11 protein-coding genes are annotated in these 15,705 nt (G+C 69.3%); 3 read left to right on the forward strand and 8 right to left on the reverse strand.

From position 1 onward, the window contains the following. Window positions 1–15: 15 nt before the first annotated feature. From AC07NX_RS03895 to AC07NX_RS03930, 8 genes are all read right to left on the reverse strand, one after another. The gene (locus tag AC07NX_RS03895; protein ID WP_494639306.1) at window positions 16–1,032 is read right to left on the reverse strand and encodes a Rieske 2Fe-2S domain-containing protein; all 1,017 of its coding nucleotides are present in this window, start codon (window positions 1,030–1,032) and stop codon (window positions 16–18) included. Then, entirely contained in the window at window positions 1,029–2,156 is a 1,128-nt protein-coding gene (locus AC07NX_RS03900) for a hypothetical protein (RefSeq protein ID WP_494639308.1), read from the reverse strand. The genes AC07NX_RS03895 and AC07NX_RS03900 overlap by 4 nt, the downstream gene beginning before the upstream one ends. Beyond that, the gene (locus AC07NX_RS03905) at window positions 2,153–3,319 is read right to left on the reverse strand and encodes an ATP-grasp domain-containing protein (RefSeq protein ID WP_494639310.1); all 1,167 of its coding nucleotides are present in this window, start codon (window positions 3,317–3,319) and stop codon (window positions 2,153–2,155) included. Before AC07NX_RS03905 ends, AC07NX_RS03900 begins: the two co-directional genes overlap by 4 nt. Then, on the reverse strand, window positions 3,316–4,575 hold the full coding sequence (locus AC07NX_RS03910) for a cell division protein FtsA (RefSeq protein WP_494639312.1): 1,260 nt from the start codon (window positions 4,573–4,575) through the stop codon (window positions 3,316–3,318). Before AC07NX_RS03910 ends, AC07NX_RS03905 begins: the two co-directional genes overlap by 4 nt. Further along, window positions 4,572–5,417: an MBL fold metallo-hydrolase gene (locus AC07NX_RS03915; protein ID WP_494639314.1), complete on the reverse strand. Its 846-nt coding sequence runs from the start codon at window positions 5,415–5,417 to the stop codon at window positions 4,572–4,574. Before AC07NX_RS03915 ends, AC07NX_RS03910 begins: the two co-directional genes overlap by 4 nt. Further along, complete coding sequence (locus AC07NX_RS03920; protein WP_494639316.1) at window positions 5,414–6,415, reverse strand: NAD-dependent epimerase/dehydratase family protein; 1,002 nt, start codon at window positions 6,413–6,415, stop codon at window positions 5,414–5,416. Before AC07NX_RS03920 ends, AC07NX_RS03915 begins: the two co-directional genes overlap by 4 nt. Further along, a complete protein-coding gene (locus AC07NX_RS03925; RefSeq protein ID WP_494639318.1) occupies window positions 6,415–7,419 on the reverse strand; it encodes a 3-oxoacyl-[acyl-carrier-protein] synthase III C-terminal domain-containing protein in 1,005 nt (334 codons plus the stop codon). Before AC07NX_RS03925 ends, AC07NX_RS03920 begins: the two co-directional genes overlap by 1 nt. 133 nt (window positions 7,420–7,552) lie before the next feature. Next, complete coding sequence (locus AC07NX_RS03930; protein ID WP_494639320.1) at window positions 7,553–10,486, reverse strand: TonB-dependent receptor domain-containing protein; 2,934 nt, start codon at window positions 10,484–10,486, stop codon at window positions 7,553–7,555. Between the two features lie 384 nt (window positions 10,487–10,870). On the opposite strand from AC07NX_RS03930, the gene AC07NX_RS03935 reads away from it, so the two are divergent. From AC07NX_RS03935 to AC07NX_RS03945, 3 genes are all read left to right on the forward strand, one after another. Further along, window positions 10,871–11,446: an RNA polymerase sigma factor gene (locus AC07NX_RS03935; protein ID WP_494639322.1), complete on the forward strand. Its 576-nt coding sequence runs from the start codon at window positions 10,871–10,873 to the stop codon at window positions 11,444–11,446. After that, entirely contained in the window at window positions 11,424–12,380 is a 957-nt protein-coding gene (locus tag AC07NX_RS03940) for a FecR family protein (protein WP_494639324.1), read from the forward strand. Before AC07NX_RS03935 ends, AC07NX_RS03940 begins: the two co-directional genes overlap by 23 nt. Window positions 12,381–12,574: 194 nt before the next feature. After that, window positions 12,575–15,685 carry a TonB-dependent receptor gene (locus AC07NX_RS03945; protein ID WP_494639326.1) on the forward strand — a complete coding sequence of 1,037 codons (3,111 nt, stop codon included), beginning with the start codon at window positions 12,575–12,577 and terminating at the stop codon, window positions 15,683–15,685. Window positions 15,686–15,705 lie beyond the last annotated feature (20 nt).

A 15,705-nucleotide genomic window follows, 5' to 3' on the forward strand; every position in this document is an offset into this window, starting at 1 on the left:
CTCCGCCAGCGGAACTCAGAGCCAGATCCGGTGGGGGCCGTCCACCGAGGGGTCCAGCGCTTCGCCCTGGTAGAGCCTGGCGAGGGGGAGGCTCACGCGGTCTGTGGGACCCGACTTGAACCTTGGACCTCCGAACGCCGTCATGGTCGCGTGCTGCTTGTCCAGGGCGCGGCGATCCTGCTCGGCGACGGGGCGCACGAAGGCCAGGATCAGCTGGCGCTTGAGCCAGGCGGGCGCACGGCCCTTGGGGGTGGTCCAGCAGCCGAACGCGCGGAAGCGATCCGGCGTTTCGGGCACGAAGAACGCCGTGGCGCACAGCGTCAGCCGGTCCTTCTTCTCCCAGCGGCCCTGAAAGGCGACCGGGGGAAGATAACGTCCGACGCTGCGCTGGCGCTCGCCTTCCAGCAGGCGCGACATCCAACCCCGATCGGGTTGGTCCTGGTCGTAGGCGGCCTCGAAGCCGTCGGGACGCGAGGTCACCGTTTGGCGAACGGGCTGCCGCCGGCCGCTCACCCGGATCAGGCCGTCATGCACGAAGTTGGTGTGGAACGGATCGAGGATGTTCTCGAGCGCGTCCAGGGCGCGGCCGCGCCAGGGCGGTTGGGTCCACCAGAAATGATCGTGGTCGGGATCGCCGATCAACGGCGGCAGGACGAGGTCGGGCGAGGCGTCGCCCGGCTCGAGCCGTACGAACACCGCCCCATGGCGCTCGATCGCCTCGATCCGCCGCGCGCCCAGCTTGTCGGTTGAAGCGGCGTCATCCGCGCCAGGAATCCCGACGCAGGCGCCTGTCCCGTCGAACCGCCAGCCGTGATAGGGGCACTGCAAGTCGCCACGCACCACCTTGCCGTCCGACAGCGGGTAGTTCCGGTGCGGGCAACGATCTTCCAGCACCGTGGCCGCGCCGCCCGCATCCCGGAACAGCACGATGGGAAGCCCGGCGACCTGGCGGGAGACGGGCTTGGCCTTGAGCTGGCCCGAAAGGCAGACGGGGAGCCAGGTCCGGTTCAGGCCGGCGGGGTAGGGCGTCATCCGGCGGCGATCCTTTCCAGGGTCGGGGTCATGGCGTCGAGGGCCTTGGCCAGCAGGGCGTAGCCCGACCGACGCGGCCATGGAAGATGATCGTCGAACACGGCCTGGTATTCCAGCGCGGGCGTCGCGCCCCGGTTGCGCTTGAAGGCGCCGGCCCCGGCCGAATAGTTCACCGCCAAGCCTTCGGCCAGGGCGCGGCGCACCGACGCCGCCATGGCGATCCTGTAGAGGCCCTCGGTTATCGGACGCGTCCGGTCGTGCCCCAGGAGGGGACTGGCCAGTTCGTGTTCGCACACATGGTCGCCGGCGAAGGCCACGATCTCGCCGGACGCCGCGCGCACCCACTCCAGGCGCAGCACTCCGGCGACGACGGCCGCCGCCAGGGCGGCCCTGGTGTAGTCGGGATTGGTGCGGGAATATTTGGCGATATAGATATCGGCGTAGAGGGCCAGGGCGCGATCGAGCTCTTTGGGGGAAGGCGCCCGCGCGGTGTCGACGCGCAGGCCGTGGGCCTCGGCCAGCCTGAGATCCGCCTTGACGTCCGTGCGCGGCGCCCACTGCCGGGCGGGATCGGGCAGGCGCCAGACGACGCGGCTGAGCAAGCGGCGACCTCCGGCCGCCGACACCCTGGCCAGCAGCGCGGGATGATCGCCTTGGTTCAGGGAGCGCCAGACGATCGCCCGGTCCGGATAGGCTTCGCGCAAGGCGGCCAGGGCCTCGGCGAGGTCTTCGCCCGACCAGCGGCCATGCAGGCTGGTCGAGAACAGCAGATGGTTCACATAGACGACCCGGTCGGCCTTGGTCGCCCGCAGCAGCCACTCGGCCAGGTACGAGCCCAGGCGCGCGAAAACGGCCGGACCGCCGGAAAGTTCGCGGTCGATCTCGTCGCGCAGCGACTGGCCGTAGGTGACGACCGGCGAGGTCAGCCAGCACCCCTGCGGGCCCTGAGGCAGCAACAGAGGAACCGCGCGATCGCGCAGTTGCAGGGCCGCGAGGTCGAAGCAGGCGTTGCCCAGGGCTCCGGCGGGACCCAGCGCGTTCAGGGCGCGGACATAGCGTCCCACGGCCAGGTCGCCCCAGACGATGTCGGGGTCGTCGACGGCCATGACGCGGACGGCGGTCAAGCGCCGGCTCCATTCCATTCGATGTCGGCGGTCATGGCGGCGGCGAGGCTTCGTCCGGAGACCAGCGCGCTCATCCCGAAGGCCGCGCTGTCGACCAGGGCGCCGACCAGGGGCAGGCGATCTCCCGGCGCGCCGATCACGTCATGTCCCTCCCGGCGCAGCCTCCCCCATTCGGCCAAGCCGCCCGAACGGAGGGCGACCGGCAGGCCGAACAGCCCGAAGGCCGGCCCCAGATAGAGGAAAGGCGGGTCGGAGGGCTCGACGCGCGGGGCGTTATCGTAGAAGGCGCGGGCGAGGGCCGCCGCCCGCCTGAACAGATGGACGCCGCTCGTCGCGCGTGGATTGCATTCAAGCAGCCAGGGCTGGCCCTCGGCGTCGACGATGACATCGCACGCGAACTGTCCGTCGCGAACGATCCTGGCGGCCAGGGTGACGGCCAGGTCGCGCAAGGCCGCCACGGCCCGCGCCGCCGGGCAGGCGAAGGCGTAGCTGGCGCCGCCGCGCTCGCGCCAGGTCGATTCATAAGCGCAGAAGGCGGTCAGGAGACCGGCCCGGGCGACCGCGTAGAACGACATCTCGGTTCCGGCGACGTGGCGTTGGGCGACCCAGGGCCGCTGGCTGGAGACCGGCAGCCTCGCGAGTTCCTCGCGATCCGGCTGGATGAAGGCGTGGACTCCGAAGCGCGAATATTCCGGCTTGAGCACCAGTTCGCGTGCGGGCGGGAGGGGAGCCAGGTCGCCGAGGCCGGTCAGCGCCCAGGTCTCGGGAACCGGCAGCCCCTCCTCGGCGCAGGCTCGGGCGAACAGTTTCTTGGAGTGCAGGATGCGCAGCGTTTCGAACGGCGGCGCGAAGAGGGAGGCCGCCAGGGCGGGGCGCCGCCTGGCCAGGGCGGACAGATGAAACACCTCCTCGCAGGCGGGAACGACCAGGGCGGGGCGCAGGGTGTCGAGCAACCGGTCGATGTCGGCCGCGAAAGCCTCTGGACGACGCACCGGCGAGGCATAGGCATGGACCGCGCTCGGCGCCTTCGACAGCCGGGCTGTCCAGCAGGGGGAGCAGTCGGCCATGTGCACGGGATGGCCCGCCGCCCGAAAGGCGCGCGCGAGGTCAAGCGCGGCCGGCGCCCGGGCGCCGGTGACCAGGACTGTGGCTTGGGAAGTCAAGCGACCCACCGCACGCGCCGACGCTTGGGTCGGGTCTCGACCTGGCCGGCGACCTGGATCGTGACGGGCCATCGGACGCCGCGCGTCGCCAGCAGGGTTTCGAGGGCGACGCGAGCTGGGGCCTGGTGTTCGCTGTCGATGACAAAGCCCCGGACACCCGTGGGCGAGGCCTCGGCGCGCCAGGGCGCCAGCGGCGGCAAGACCGCCGCCAGCGCCGCGTCGACCTCACGCGGGAAAATCAGAGCTTCATCCCACCGCCACACGTCGCCGATGCGGCCCTCGACAGGCTGGATGGCCAGGCGCGGCGAGCCGCATGGACAGGAGGAACGGGGCTCGACGAGATCGTCCAGCCGAACCCGGATCACCGGCTGGCCCCGGCGGCGGAGATCAGTGACGATGGGGCGAAATCGGTTCGAGCCGGCGATTGGATCCTGCTCGATGACGAGGTTTTCCTCGTTGAGGTGCAGGGTTCCAAGTCGGCAGGGCGCGCCGAGGAAACCCTCCGTCGCCTGGTAGAGCGGCGCCGGCGCGATCCCGAACGTCCGAGCCAGGCTGTCGCCTTCGCCTTGGCCCATGGGTTCGGCCCCGTAGAACAGGCCGTCCAGACGGGGTGTCCAACCGCCGGCCTCGATGAGCCGGGCCAAGGCGGCCAGGACATGCGGCGGGGCCACCAGATGGGTCGGTGCAAATCCCCGCAAGAGCTTCAGCTGGGTCGCGGGATCCTTGTCCAGGCCGATGAAGGCGAAGGTTGCTCCAGCTCCCTGGACGTCCTCGTAGAGCCGGTTGTTGGCGCGCAGGATCAGGGCCGCGCGGATCGGGCGCAGCAGCCGCGCGGGCGGGACCAGGCGGCCCAACAGGGCCCCGAGATAGTGGGCGCGTTCGGCCGGCGTGGTCAGGAATACACCGCGCATGCCTTCGCTTCCGGTCGAAAATCCTGCCTGGGCCCCGTCGGGCAGGGCGGTCTGGCGACCTTCTTCGGCGGCTTGAGCCGCGTCCAGGATCTGGGCGGCGGTCAGCCCCAGGCTGTTCCATGCCCCGAGATCGACGCGGATCTCGGCCGCCTCGCGCACCGGAAACGCGTCCAGGGGGCGTCCGGCCAGCGCCGCCAGGGCGGGTGTCCGGGCCAGGGCCGGAGCCAGCCTGCGCCACAGGCGGCCCTGGTGCGCGCTCAGGGCCGGGCGATCCCGCAGCATGGCGTCGTCGAGGCGGGCGCCCAGATAGGCGGCGGCGATCCGGCCGGTCCGCAGAAGACTCAAGGGATCTCGGCGGAGGCCGCCGCCTCCCGGCAATGGGAGGGCACCAGGACGACGTCGCGCGCCTGCGTTTCCAAGGCGTGCAGGTCGGCCAGGGTGCGACGGTAGTGGTCGGTGCGTCCGAGCAGGGTTGTCGTCAGGGCGGGCGGCGGGCGGTTCTCGCGGATGGCCCGAAGTGACCAGGCCGCGTCGCCGACGAAGAGGCGCAGGCGGTCGTCGGAACCACGCGCCGCCAGGCCCCAGTGCCCGACACAGTGGCCTGGCAGGTCCACGGCCAGCAGGCTGCCGTCACCCAGCAGGTCCGCGCCGGTCTCGAAAGGGCTGAGGTCCGAGGGGAGGGCGCGCCTTGGCCTGTCCTCGAAGAAGACGGCGCGCGCCTCCGTATCGGGCGGCAGCAGGCCGGGCAGCAGCCCTTGCCGTACGCCGGCGAACCGGTCGACGCGGCGGACCTGGTCCAGGCCGGCGCGGGCGCAGTAGATCCGCGCCCTGGGAAAGGCCGGCAGGCCGGCGACGTGGTCGCCATGGAAGTGCGAGACGATCACGCCCCGGATGTCGTCGGGGGCGAGGCCGTAGCGGCCGATTTGCCGGGCCGCCGGCTCGTCCTCGCCCAAGGTCACGGGCGTCGTCAGCGCATAGAGCCGTTCGGGCCAACGACGGGTGGCGCGAAAGAAGGCGGGATCATAGCCCGTGTCCCAGAGCAGGGCCCCCTCGGTCGGATGCAGGATCAGGGCGGTGAGGGCCGGGAAGTCCACGGGGCAGAGGCTGCCGCCCCGCAGGGCCGCGGCCTCGGGGTGCAGGCAGGAACCGGCTTTCAGCAGATGGATCTCGCAGCGCACCGACGTCATGGCCACGATCCTTCCCGCCATCGTCGCGCCAGTTCAAGCGCGGTCGCGCGGGCGTCGTGTCGCGGCGCATAGCCAAGGTCGAGCCGGGCGGCGGCGAGATCGAAGGTCTGGGAGAAGGCCAGGGTCGCGACGCCGTAGCGCGTCAGGCGCGGTTCGGGCCGGCCGGGCAGGAGGCTGGCGACGGTTTCGGCTAAAGCCGCTCCGGCATGGAGCAAGCGCCAGGGCGCGGGCGCGATCCGCAAGGGCAGCCCAGCCGCCGCGGCGAGGTCCAGGGCGAAGGCGCGGATGCTGACCGGCGCGCCGCCGGAGATGTTGAACACGCAGCCGCCCAGCCTCTGGCGCCCCTGGTCGGCCAGGATCAGGGCCTGGGCGGCGTCACGCGTATCGGTCAGTTCGACCAGCGCCCGCCCGCCGCGCGGGAGCGGCGCCCATCCGCGCGCGATCAGCTGCAGCAGGCGGGGAAGCAGGACCTTGTCATCCGGTCCCACCAGGGCGCGGGGGCGGATGGCGACAGTGAAGAAGTCTGGGCCGTTCGCGGCCCGCACCAGCTGCTCAGCGGCTAGCTTGGTCCTGGCGTAGGCGTTCATCGGCCGCGCGGCGGGCGGATCGGCCTCGGTCAGGGCGAGGCGATCGCACGCCTCCGCATGGATCGACGGCGACGAGACGAAGATCAGACCCTGGCAACCCGCCCGACGCGCGGCGTCCAGGAGGGTGCGGGTCATCTGGACATTGGCGGCCTCGAAAGCCCAGGACGCCCCCCAAGGGCTGGACAGCGCCGCCGCATGGAAGACGACGTCGACGCCGTCGCAGAGCGCGGTGGCGCGATCAGGATCCGCGACCAGGTCCGCTTCGAAGGCTTCCGCGCCCATCGCGCGCAGGCGCTTGACGGCGAGCGCGTCTCGCCCTGTCGCCCGCACGGCGTAGCCCTGGGTCAGCAGGGCGGCGCTCAGGGCGAGACCCAGCCCGCCGGTGGCGCCCGTGACGAGGGCAAGGCGCATCAGACCCGCAGGACGAGGGCGCTGACGCTGATCCCCGCGGCGGTCCCGATCAGCAGGACGGTCGTTCCTGGCGTCAGGCGTCCATCCTCCCAGGCCCGGTGCAGGGCCGAGGGGATCGACGCGGCGATCTGGTTGCCGTGATTGGCGAAGATGTCGACCACCCGGGACGGGTCCCCGCCCATCAGCCGCCGCAGGTGCTCCAGGCCGGGATGGCTGGCCTGGTGGGGGACGATGAGGTTGACGCCGGTGCGGTCGAGGCCGGCGTCGGCCAGCACCCGGTCGATCAACGGCGGCAATCGCCGGGCGGCGGCCTTGAACACGCCGAAAGCGTCCATCTGGAACGTCGCGGCGGCCTCGAACGCCTCGATCCCGTCTTCAAGTCGCACGCGCGAGCCGCCCGCCCGAAGCGTCGCCAGGTCCCGGCCATGGCCGTAGGTCTCCAGTCCCCGGGCCAGCAAGGCCGGTCCGCTCGGGTCGTCGCTTGCCTCAAGGCAGGCGGCGGCCGCCCCGTCGCCGAAGATCGCGCTGGCGGCGGGGGCGCCCCAGTCGAGACCCGCCGAGGCGATGTCGCTGGACACCACCAGCGCCCGACGCCAGCGTCCGGTCGAAAAGCCCATGGCCGCGACATCCATCGCCATCAGGAACGACAGGCAGGTCTGGTTGACGTCGAAGGCCAGGATGCCGGAACGGCCAAGGTCCAGGGCGTGCTGGATCAGCACCGAGGTGCCCGGGATCGGCTGCTCCATCACCCCGCAGGCGCCGATCAGCACGTCGAAATCGCCGCCGGCCCAACCCGCGGCCGCCAAGGCGTCGCGCGCGGCCGCCGCGCCCATCATGGAGGTTGTTTCATCGGGTGCGGCGAAGCGGCGGGAGGCCAGGCCGAACTGCGTCCTGGTCCAGCCGGTCTGGCGGCCGTATCGGGCGTCCAGTTCGTCCGAAGCGACCTGTCGTCGCGGTTCATAGACGCCAAGGCCCGAGACCCGGATGGGCGTGACACCATGCATTTCGCGGGCCTCCCACACGCGTTCGATTCAACGCATAGTCATGCTCGAGAACCTCCGCAATGGCCTGAAGACGGTATCGTTGATCGCGCTGGCGGAGCGCGGGCCGCGTCGTCGCGGCCCGCCTGGGTTGGAATTAGAAGTTGTACTGCAGGCTGATGTTCACCGCCCGGCCCAGCGGATCATAGAGACCGGTGTAGGTGTTGGGGTTGTTGCTGGTCCCGTCGACGAAGTTCGAGGGCACGACGGGCGGTGACTTGTCGAACAGGTTGGTGATGGCGATCCGCGCCGTCATGTCCTTGACCACCATCACCGACCCGGCCAAGTCGAAGTAGCTGTAGGCTTTCATCTTGGTCAGGATTTTGTAGCCGGCTGGGCCGCCGCCGCCGTTGATGGCGTTGTCGGTGCTGTTGGCGGTCAGGTCGGTCGAGCCGATATAGCGCCAGTTCAGCGAGACATTGCTGTTGCGCCACGGCGTGCTCCAGGTGGCCCGCAGGTTGTGGGCCCATTTCGGCGCGGGCGCGTAGCAGGTCGGTTGGCCGTAGTAGCCGGCGCAGTCCGAAGCCGGCGTCGTCGGCGAGTCCTGGCCCATGCTGTCGATCAGCAGCGTGCCGACCATGTTCAGGTCCATGCGGCCGTACTTGCCGATTCCGAAGTTGTAGCCGACCTGGATGTCGTTGGCCTTGTAGTTGAGGATGTTGGTGTTCTCGGTGCCGCCGGAGATGAAGCCGGTGGTCGTCGACGTGCCGTCCAGGCGGCCGGTGGTCGGGTCGCGCTTGACGAAGCGGCAGTAGTATTCGAGCCCGGTGGTCAGGCAGTTCGACAGGGCGACATTGGCGTCGATATAGCCGATGAAGTCCTTGATCTTGATGTCGACGTGGTCGATCGAGAACATCAGGCCAGGCACGAAGGACGGCGTATAGACCAGGCCCAGGGTCTGGGTGATCGCCTTTTCGGGCAGGAGGTTGATGTTGCCGCCGCCCGCGTAGCGCCGGCAGCCGTTGGGCCCGCAATCGGCGATGGACTTGTTGGCGTACTGCGCGGCCGTCACGCCGGTGTTGGCGCACTGGGCGGCGGTCGGCGCGCCGGGCTGGCTGAGCGAAGTGGCGGAGCAGGGATCGACGCCGTTGTAGCTGAAGTTCCGCGGCGAATAGAGCTCGGAGATGTTGGGCGCACGGGCGGCGGAGTTATAGCTGAACCGCACCAGAAGGTCGCTGACCGGGCGATAGAGGCCTTCGACCTTGGAGGTGTAGAGTTCCTTCTTCTGGTTGTCGTACTTGGACGCCCGCAGGCCGGTGTTGAACACCAGGCTCTTGACGAAGGGCAGGTCGTTGGCGATCGGCAGCTGGGCCTCGCCATACAGTTCCTTGACGCCGTAGTGGCCACCCGTGGTGCTGAACCAGCCCTCGTAGTCGATGGTGGCCTGGTCGGCCAGGACCTTCAGGCTTTCGCGGCGGTATTCCGCGCCCAGGGCGACGGCGACGCCTTCCTTGGCCCACGGGCTCTTGATCCCGTACTGGCCCAGGTCGCCGGTGATGTTGGCCGTCACGTCCCGTTGCTCGACGACGTTCGTCCAGCGGTAGTTGTCGTAGACGTACGGATAGACCTTGGGGTCGATCTTGTCGGCCTGGAAGATGTTGGCGGCGACGCAGTTGGTGTCGGACTTGTCGACCACCGACTGGCAGGTCGGCGCGCCGCCGACGCTGACGACGTTCACGGCGCGGGCGAAGCGCGTCGGGTTGATCTCGTTGCGGTCGGACAAGGTGTTCTCGACGCGGGAGGCGATGAAGTTGACGTCGTAGTGCCAGCCGTCGAACAGATCGCCCTTCAGGCCGCCGCTGAAGCGGTAGTCGGCGTTCACGATACGGTTCTGGACCGGGATGCTGCCCGGTCCCTGCTGCAGCAGGTAGTAGTGGGCGTCCACCGTGGACGCCGTGCCGGCCAAGGAGCCGCACAGGCTCTGGGCCTGGCTGGCGGACATGAACGGGTTGTTGCAGTTGACGCTGAGGTCTTGGTCGAAGGCGCCCGACTGCTGCTCGATCGACACGTCGCGCATCACCAACAGGTTGGCGTAGGCTTCCAGCGCGTCATTGAAGCGATAGTTGGCGAACAGGCCGCCGGTGAACCGCTTGTCGGAACGGATGAAGTTCCAGTCCTTGCGGGTGTTGCTGGCGTAGTCGGCGGCGTTGGCCGTCGAGACGAAGCTCTGGGTGCCGTCCTTGTTCATGAAGTAGCCGTTGCCGGCGTTGGGACCACTGGCGATGTCGAGGCGGCCGTAGGGCGTGTAGCTGGTGTTGACCGAGCAGGTCAGCGCCGTGGTGCTGGCCACGACACGACAGGACGAGTAGTCCCGCGCGCTCCACTTCACCGGCTTCTGGTCGCGATAGTCCGCGAAGATGCTGATGTTGCCATTGTCGTCGGCGAAGTTCTTGCCCGCCGCGAAATTGATGTCCCAGCGCCCGCCATCGGTCACATGCTGGGGCGGCACGGGGAAGTTCGGATACTGCGAGATCAGCCCCCGCATGGCCATGTCGTCGTTGGTATGCTGGAAGAAGCTGTAGGACGCGTTGACCTGCACGCCGTCGAATTTCTTGTTCAGCACGAAGTTCACGACACCGGCCACGGCGTCGGAGCCGTAGGTCGACGAAGCGCCGCCCGACAGGACGTCGACGCGCGAGATCAGGGCCACGGGCACGATGTTCAGGTCGATGGCCTGGACCGGCAGCAGGCGCTCGCCGTCGAGCAGGACCAGGGTGCGCTGGTTGCCCAGGCGACGCAGGTTCACCTTGGCCTGGCCGCCATTGTCGAAGCCGGCGCCGAACTGGTTGTTGTCGGCGCGGACCTGCGGCAGGCGGTTCAGGGCGTCCTCGATGTTCATCACGCCCTGGAACTGCAGTTCCTGCTTGTCCATCGTCACGACCGGCGCGGCCGACTGGACGTTCGGCCGGCGGATGCGCGTGCCGGTGACGATGACCGCCTCGACGGTGTCGCCCTTGTCCGCGGTGGTTTCCTTCTGCTGGGCGTGAGCGGCCTGGGAGAAGGCCAGGGCCGACACGGCGATCGACGCCATGAGTCCCGCTTTGAACCGATCGGATCTGCCAACCATCTTGATTATCCCCTAGGCGCGGGTGAATTCCCGGCGTCCCCTAGTGGTCAAGACGGACGCCTGGCGCGGTTCCTTGGGCCGGTTGACGAAATTATGTGACTTTCACGACAATCGTGGTTTGTCGCTCCTGGGGGCGGTCCGGCGTCGTCGAAGGCGACGGCGGATGCGTCTTCAGAAGGCAGGGGGAGAAAAAGGGGATGGCGACTGCGTTCTTGACTCGCCGTCGCCGCAGGTCGCCCCTAGTAGGCGCAGCTTGCTCAGAGTGGCCATTCCGATGATCGATCAGATCACGCCGAGGTTTCCGGCGCCCGCACGGTCGCCACTCGACCTTTCAAGGCGAAGCGCGTCGTGACGTCCGATCGGGAACACATCGTAAAATGGGTGGCCAACGAGGTCATGCCGCACGAGGCCGGGGTGCGCGCTTGGCTGCGTCGCGCACGCGTACCGGCCGACGAGATCGACGACCTGATGCAGGAAGCCTACGCCAAGCTGGTCGGCCTGCAGCGGGTCGACCAGATCGAGAGCCCCGACGGCTATTTCTTTCAGGTCGTCCGCAATCTGCTCACGGACAAGCTGCGTCGCGCCAAGGTGGTGCGTATCGAGGCGGCTACGGAAATCGACGCGCTGTCCGTCTGTTCAGATGAGCCTTCACCCGAGCAGGCCACGGCGGCTCGCCGCGAACTGTCCCGGGTGCAGGCCTTGATCCAAGCTTTGCCGGAACGCTGCCGGCGGGTATTCGAGCTGCGAAAGGTCCTGGGCGTGCCGCAACGTGAAATCGCCCGACGGCTGGGCATCAGCGAAAGCGCCGTCGAGAACGAGGCGGTCAAGGGGATGCGCCTGATCATGCGCGCGCTCCAGGAAGAGGGCGCCGAGGTGCGTGGCGACCGGATGAGAAAGACGAATGACCGATCGCGAAAAGGCTGAGGATATCGAGGCGGAAGCCGCCCGATGGGTCTGGCGATTGGATCGTGACGGCCGCGTCCCGGAACTGGAGGCTCAGCTTGAGGCCTGGCTCGCCGGCGACGCGCGCCGTCGCGGGGCCTTCCTGAAGGCCGAGTCGGTCTGGAGCCTGCTGGACCGGGCCCGCGGGACCGCTTCGCCGTCTTTCGCGGGGGCGGCGCGACCGGTGTCGCGCCGCGTCTTGCTGGCTGGAGCCGTCGGAGCGATCGCGGCGGCGATGGTCGGGGCCGGTGTCCTGTTGCTGCGCGAGGAGCGGTTCAATACCGGCGTCGGCGAGGTTCGCCGCGTGCCGCTCGAGGACGGCTCGGCCGTCGCGATCAACACCGCCTCGGCGGTGGAGGTGGCCTTCCAGCGGGGCCAGCGCACCGTTCGCCTGCGGGACGGCGAGGCGTGGTTCCAGGTCGCCCGTGACGTCCGGCGGCCGTTCGTGGTCGAGGCCGGCGCGGTCCGCGTGCGCGCCGTCGGCACGGCCTTCTCCGTCCGGCGGCGGGCCAACGGCGCCGACGTCCTGGTCACCGAGGGGGTGGTCGAGGTCTGGGCCGAGGGCGCGACCCGCGCGCCAGCGCGCCTGAGGGCCGGGCAGGGGGCCTTCGTCGACGCGAGCGCCGTCGTGCGTCCGGCGGTCGCCGCGCCCGAGGCCGTCGATCGAAAGCTGGAATGGCGCTACGGGAAGATCGACCTGGCCGGCGAAACCTTGAGCGAGGCGGTCGCCGACTTCAATCGCTACAACGACCGCAAGCTGGTCATCGCCGATCCGGGGATCGCCGACGAGCGGCTCTACGGCGTCTTCAACACGGGCGGCCCGGACGCGTTCGCCGCGGCGGTCGGCGCCAGCCTGGGGGTCGAGGTCGAGGCCCGTGGCGGCGAAATCGTCCTGGGCCGGAGGCGCGCGTCATAACCTGGCCATCCGGTCCCGAAGACTTCGCTGACGGCGCCGGGCCATCGCCTCGGCCTTGGTCGGGAGCGCGGTCTCCGCGCGGGCCTCGACGGCGTGTCCTGGCCTGCCTGATCGCGATCGGGGCGGGGTTCGCCCAACCGGCCCTGGCGGAGGTGAAGACCTTTCGGATCAAGGCCCAGGACGCGGGACCGGCCGTGACCGAATTCGCTCGTCAGGCGGATGTCCAACTGGTGCTGTCCGCCGCGGCGGCGCGAGGTCGGCGCACCAACGCCCTGAACGGGACCTTCGATGTCGGACAGGGACTGGAACTGCTGTTGAAGGGCACGGGCCTGCGAGCGCGTCGGCTTGCGCCGGGGATCTACGCGCTCGCCCTGGAGTCCAGGCCTCGCTCGCCGCCGCCCGAAACCGTCGCGGTTCCGCGGGCGCCGTCGCTCGAGGTCGCCGCGCCGGCTTCCCTGGACGAACTGGTGGTGACGGGCACGCGCATCCGCCGGGCCAACACCACCGCCGCCGCCCCTGTCACGACCCTGTCCCAGGCGGACCTGCGCCTGGGCGGCGTGCTCAATCTGGAAGAGGCCATCAACCGGCTGCCGGAGGCGCGCGCCGACTCGACGCAGTTCACCAACGGCTCGGACGCCGACGGGCGGGCCCAGATCAACCTGCGCAACCTGGGCCACCAGAGGACCTTGATCCTGCTGGACGGCGAACGCCTGGCGCCGGTGCAGGCGGTCGATCTCAACATCATACCGGCGGCCCTGGTCCGGCGCGTCGACATCCTGACCGGCGGCGCCTCGACCGCCTACGGCTCGGACGCGGTGGCCGGAGTCGTCAACTTCGTGCTGGACCGCGATTTCGAAGGGGTCCGGATCGATGGCGGCTACAGCGTCTATCAGCACGCCAACGACGACATGGCGGTTCGCGGCCTGGCCGCCGGCTTGCCCAATGTGAGGATCCCGGCCTGGCGCGTGACCGACGGCGTCCGCAAGGATCTGGCTCTCGTGGCGGGGACTCGTTTCGCCGCGGGCCGCGGCGAGGTCGCCCTTTTCGGCGCCTACCGCAGCCAGGATCCGGTCCAGTGGAAGGATCGGGACTTCTCCGCTTGCCGGATCGTCGCGGCCGAAGACAGCGGCGCGCCGTCCTGCGCCCTCAGCACGCTCTATACCCACCATGGCCGTTTCCAGCCGATCACCGGTCCCTCGGCGGGGCAGGTCTTTTATACCGGCGCGGACGGCGTGTTCGCGCCGGAAGCCGATGGCGACCTCTACGCGGCCAACACGCGTGAGAGCTTCAATTTCATGCGGTCCGACGAGCGCCGCTCGGCGGGCGCCTTCTTGAATTTCAAAATCTCCGAGGCCGCGCGGGTCCACGCCAGCCTGCTCTATATGAAGGACGCGACCTACAGTCAGTTCTACCCCTACATCAACACGGCGGACGTCCCGGCGGGGGGCTTCCAGATCAACTGCGCGAACCCGTTTCTATCGGCCAGCCAGGTCGGTGTGCTGTGCGGTCCGGCGGCCGGCTCGAGCCAGTTGGTCTCCACCCGATATACCGCGATCATGAGCAGCCTGGGCAGTCGCCCGCTGCGCGCGGAGGCGATCAACCAGGACTACCGGATCAGCCTGGGCCTGGGCGGCGAGGTGTTCGACCACTGGCGCTACGACGTGACGGCGATCCGCTCGGTGGTTTTCGCATCGCTGTCCGACAGCAACGAGATCGATCCGGTTCGGCTCAACAACGCCCTGAATGTCGTGTCGGTCGACGGGGTCCCCACCTGCGCCGCCAGGCTCAGCGGCCTCGATCCCGCCTGCGTCCCGGCCGACATCTTCCGGCAGAACGGTCTCGATCCACGCTTCTTCGCCTACGCCTACCGCGACTATGTCTGGGCCAACCACTATGGCCAGACTGACCTGGTCGCCAACCTGTCGGGGGACCTGACGGGTTATGGCGTCAAGAGCCCGTGGGCCGGCCGCGGCCTGGCCGTGGCGCTCGGCGTCGAATATCGCGCGGACTCCCTCAAGCAGAAGATCGACGCCGCGGCGCTGGCGTTCGAACAGCTGAGCCCGCCGCTGCGTGGCCGGCAGTCCGTCCAGGAGGTCTACGGCGAACTGCAGGGGCCGATCGCCGAGGGGCGCCCGGGGATCGAACGGCTGGAGGTCAATGCGGGCGTTCGATATTCCAAGTACAATACCGGCGATGACTTTCTGGCGACCCGGAAATACGAGCTGCAGTATCAGCCCACGCGGGACTGGCTGGTCCGCGCCAGCCTCAACAAGGCCGCGCGGGCGCCGAACATCTCCGAACTCTACACCGGCTCGACCTATGGCGTGATCGGCCTGTCGGATCCCTGTTCGGGTTCGTCACCCGCGGCGAGTCTCATCGCCTGCCAGCGCACCGGCGTGACCGCCGCCCAATATGGCCGGATCCCCGACTGTCCCGACCAGCTGTGCCAGACCTATGGCGGCAACGGGAACAGGGACCTGCATCCCGAGAACGCCAGGACCCGGACGATTGGCCTGGTCTATACGCCCCGAGCTCTGCCGGGCCTCAGCGTTTCGGCCGACTACTACCGGATCGCGGTGAAGGGGTATATCGGGCCGATCCTGGCCGACAGCGTGTTCCAGAATTGTCTGAGCACGGGCCAGGATTACTATTGCCGGTTCGTTCATCGGGCCGCCGAGACGGGCGCCTTGTTCGGCAGTCCGGCCACGGGCGGATACATCGCCACCGGCGCCCAGAACACCGCCTTGCTGGTCAACGAGGGCGTGGACGTCCAGGCCAGCTACGACCTGTCGCTGGGGGCGTTCGGGCGGCTTGGCCTCGACCTGACGGGGGTGAGGCTGATCACCACCGGCGGCCAGAACGCGCCGGACGATCCGGTGCGCAACTGCGCCGGCTATTTCGGACCGCCCCAATGCTACGCGCCCCAACCGCTCTGGCGCCATAACCTCGGCGCGACCTGGCGGCTGCCCTGGCGCGAGGCGGTCCTGTCCCTCAACTGGCGCCACATCGGCCCGACGCGGCTGGCCGCCAACAGCGCCGATCCCACGATCAGCGCGGGGGCGACGCCCTACACCTATCGGCCGTTCACCCGGCTCGAACCCTACGACTATTTCGATCTTGGGATCTCGATGCGGCTGCGCCCCGGCCTGACCGTCCGCCTGGTGGCCAACAACCTGTTCGACCTGACCCCGCCGGTCGTTCCGTCGACCTTCGTGGATGGCACCACCAACAATCCCAATACCTACACCGGGACCTACGATCCGCTGGGGCGCGACCTGCATCTGGCCTTCAGCCTGGGTTTCTAGCCTCCGGCCCTCTTCCTTCC

It is taken from the genome of Caulobacter sp. GW821-FHT09A05 (genome assembly GCF_059418465.1).

Bases quoted from the DNA above. Each gene is read 5' to 3' on its own strand.
- AC07NX_RS03895 (WP_494639306.1), bottom strand. From the start codon at position 1,032: ATGACGCCCTACCCCGCCGGCCTGAACCGGACCTGGCTCCCCGTCTGC.
- AC07NX_RS03915 (WP_494639314.1), bottom strand. From the start codon at position 5,417: ATGACGTCGGTGCGCTGCGAGATCCATCTGCTGAAAGCCGGTTCCTGC.
- AC07NX_RS03920 (WP_494639316.1), bottom strand. From the start codon at position 6,415: ATGCGCCTTGCCCTCGTCACGGGCGCCACCGGCGGGCTGGGTCTCGCC.
- AC07NX_RS03925 (WP_494639318.1), bottom strand. From the start codon at position 7,419: ATGCATGGTGTCACGCCCATCCGGGTCTCGGGCCTTGGCGTCTATGAA.
- AC07NX_RS03930 (WP_494639320.1), bottom strand. From the start codon at position 10,486: ATGGCGTCGATCGCCGTGTCGGCCCTGGCCTTCTCCCAGGCCGCTCAC.
- AC07NX_RS03940 (WP_494639324.1), top strand. From the start codon at position 11,424: ATGACCGATCGCGAAAAGGCTGAGGATATCGAGGCGGAAGCCGCCCGA.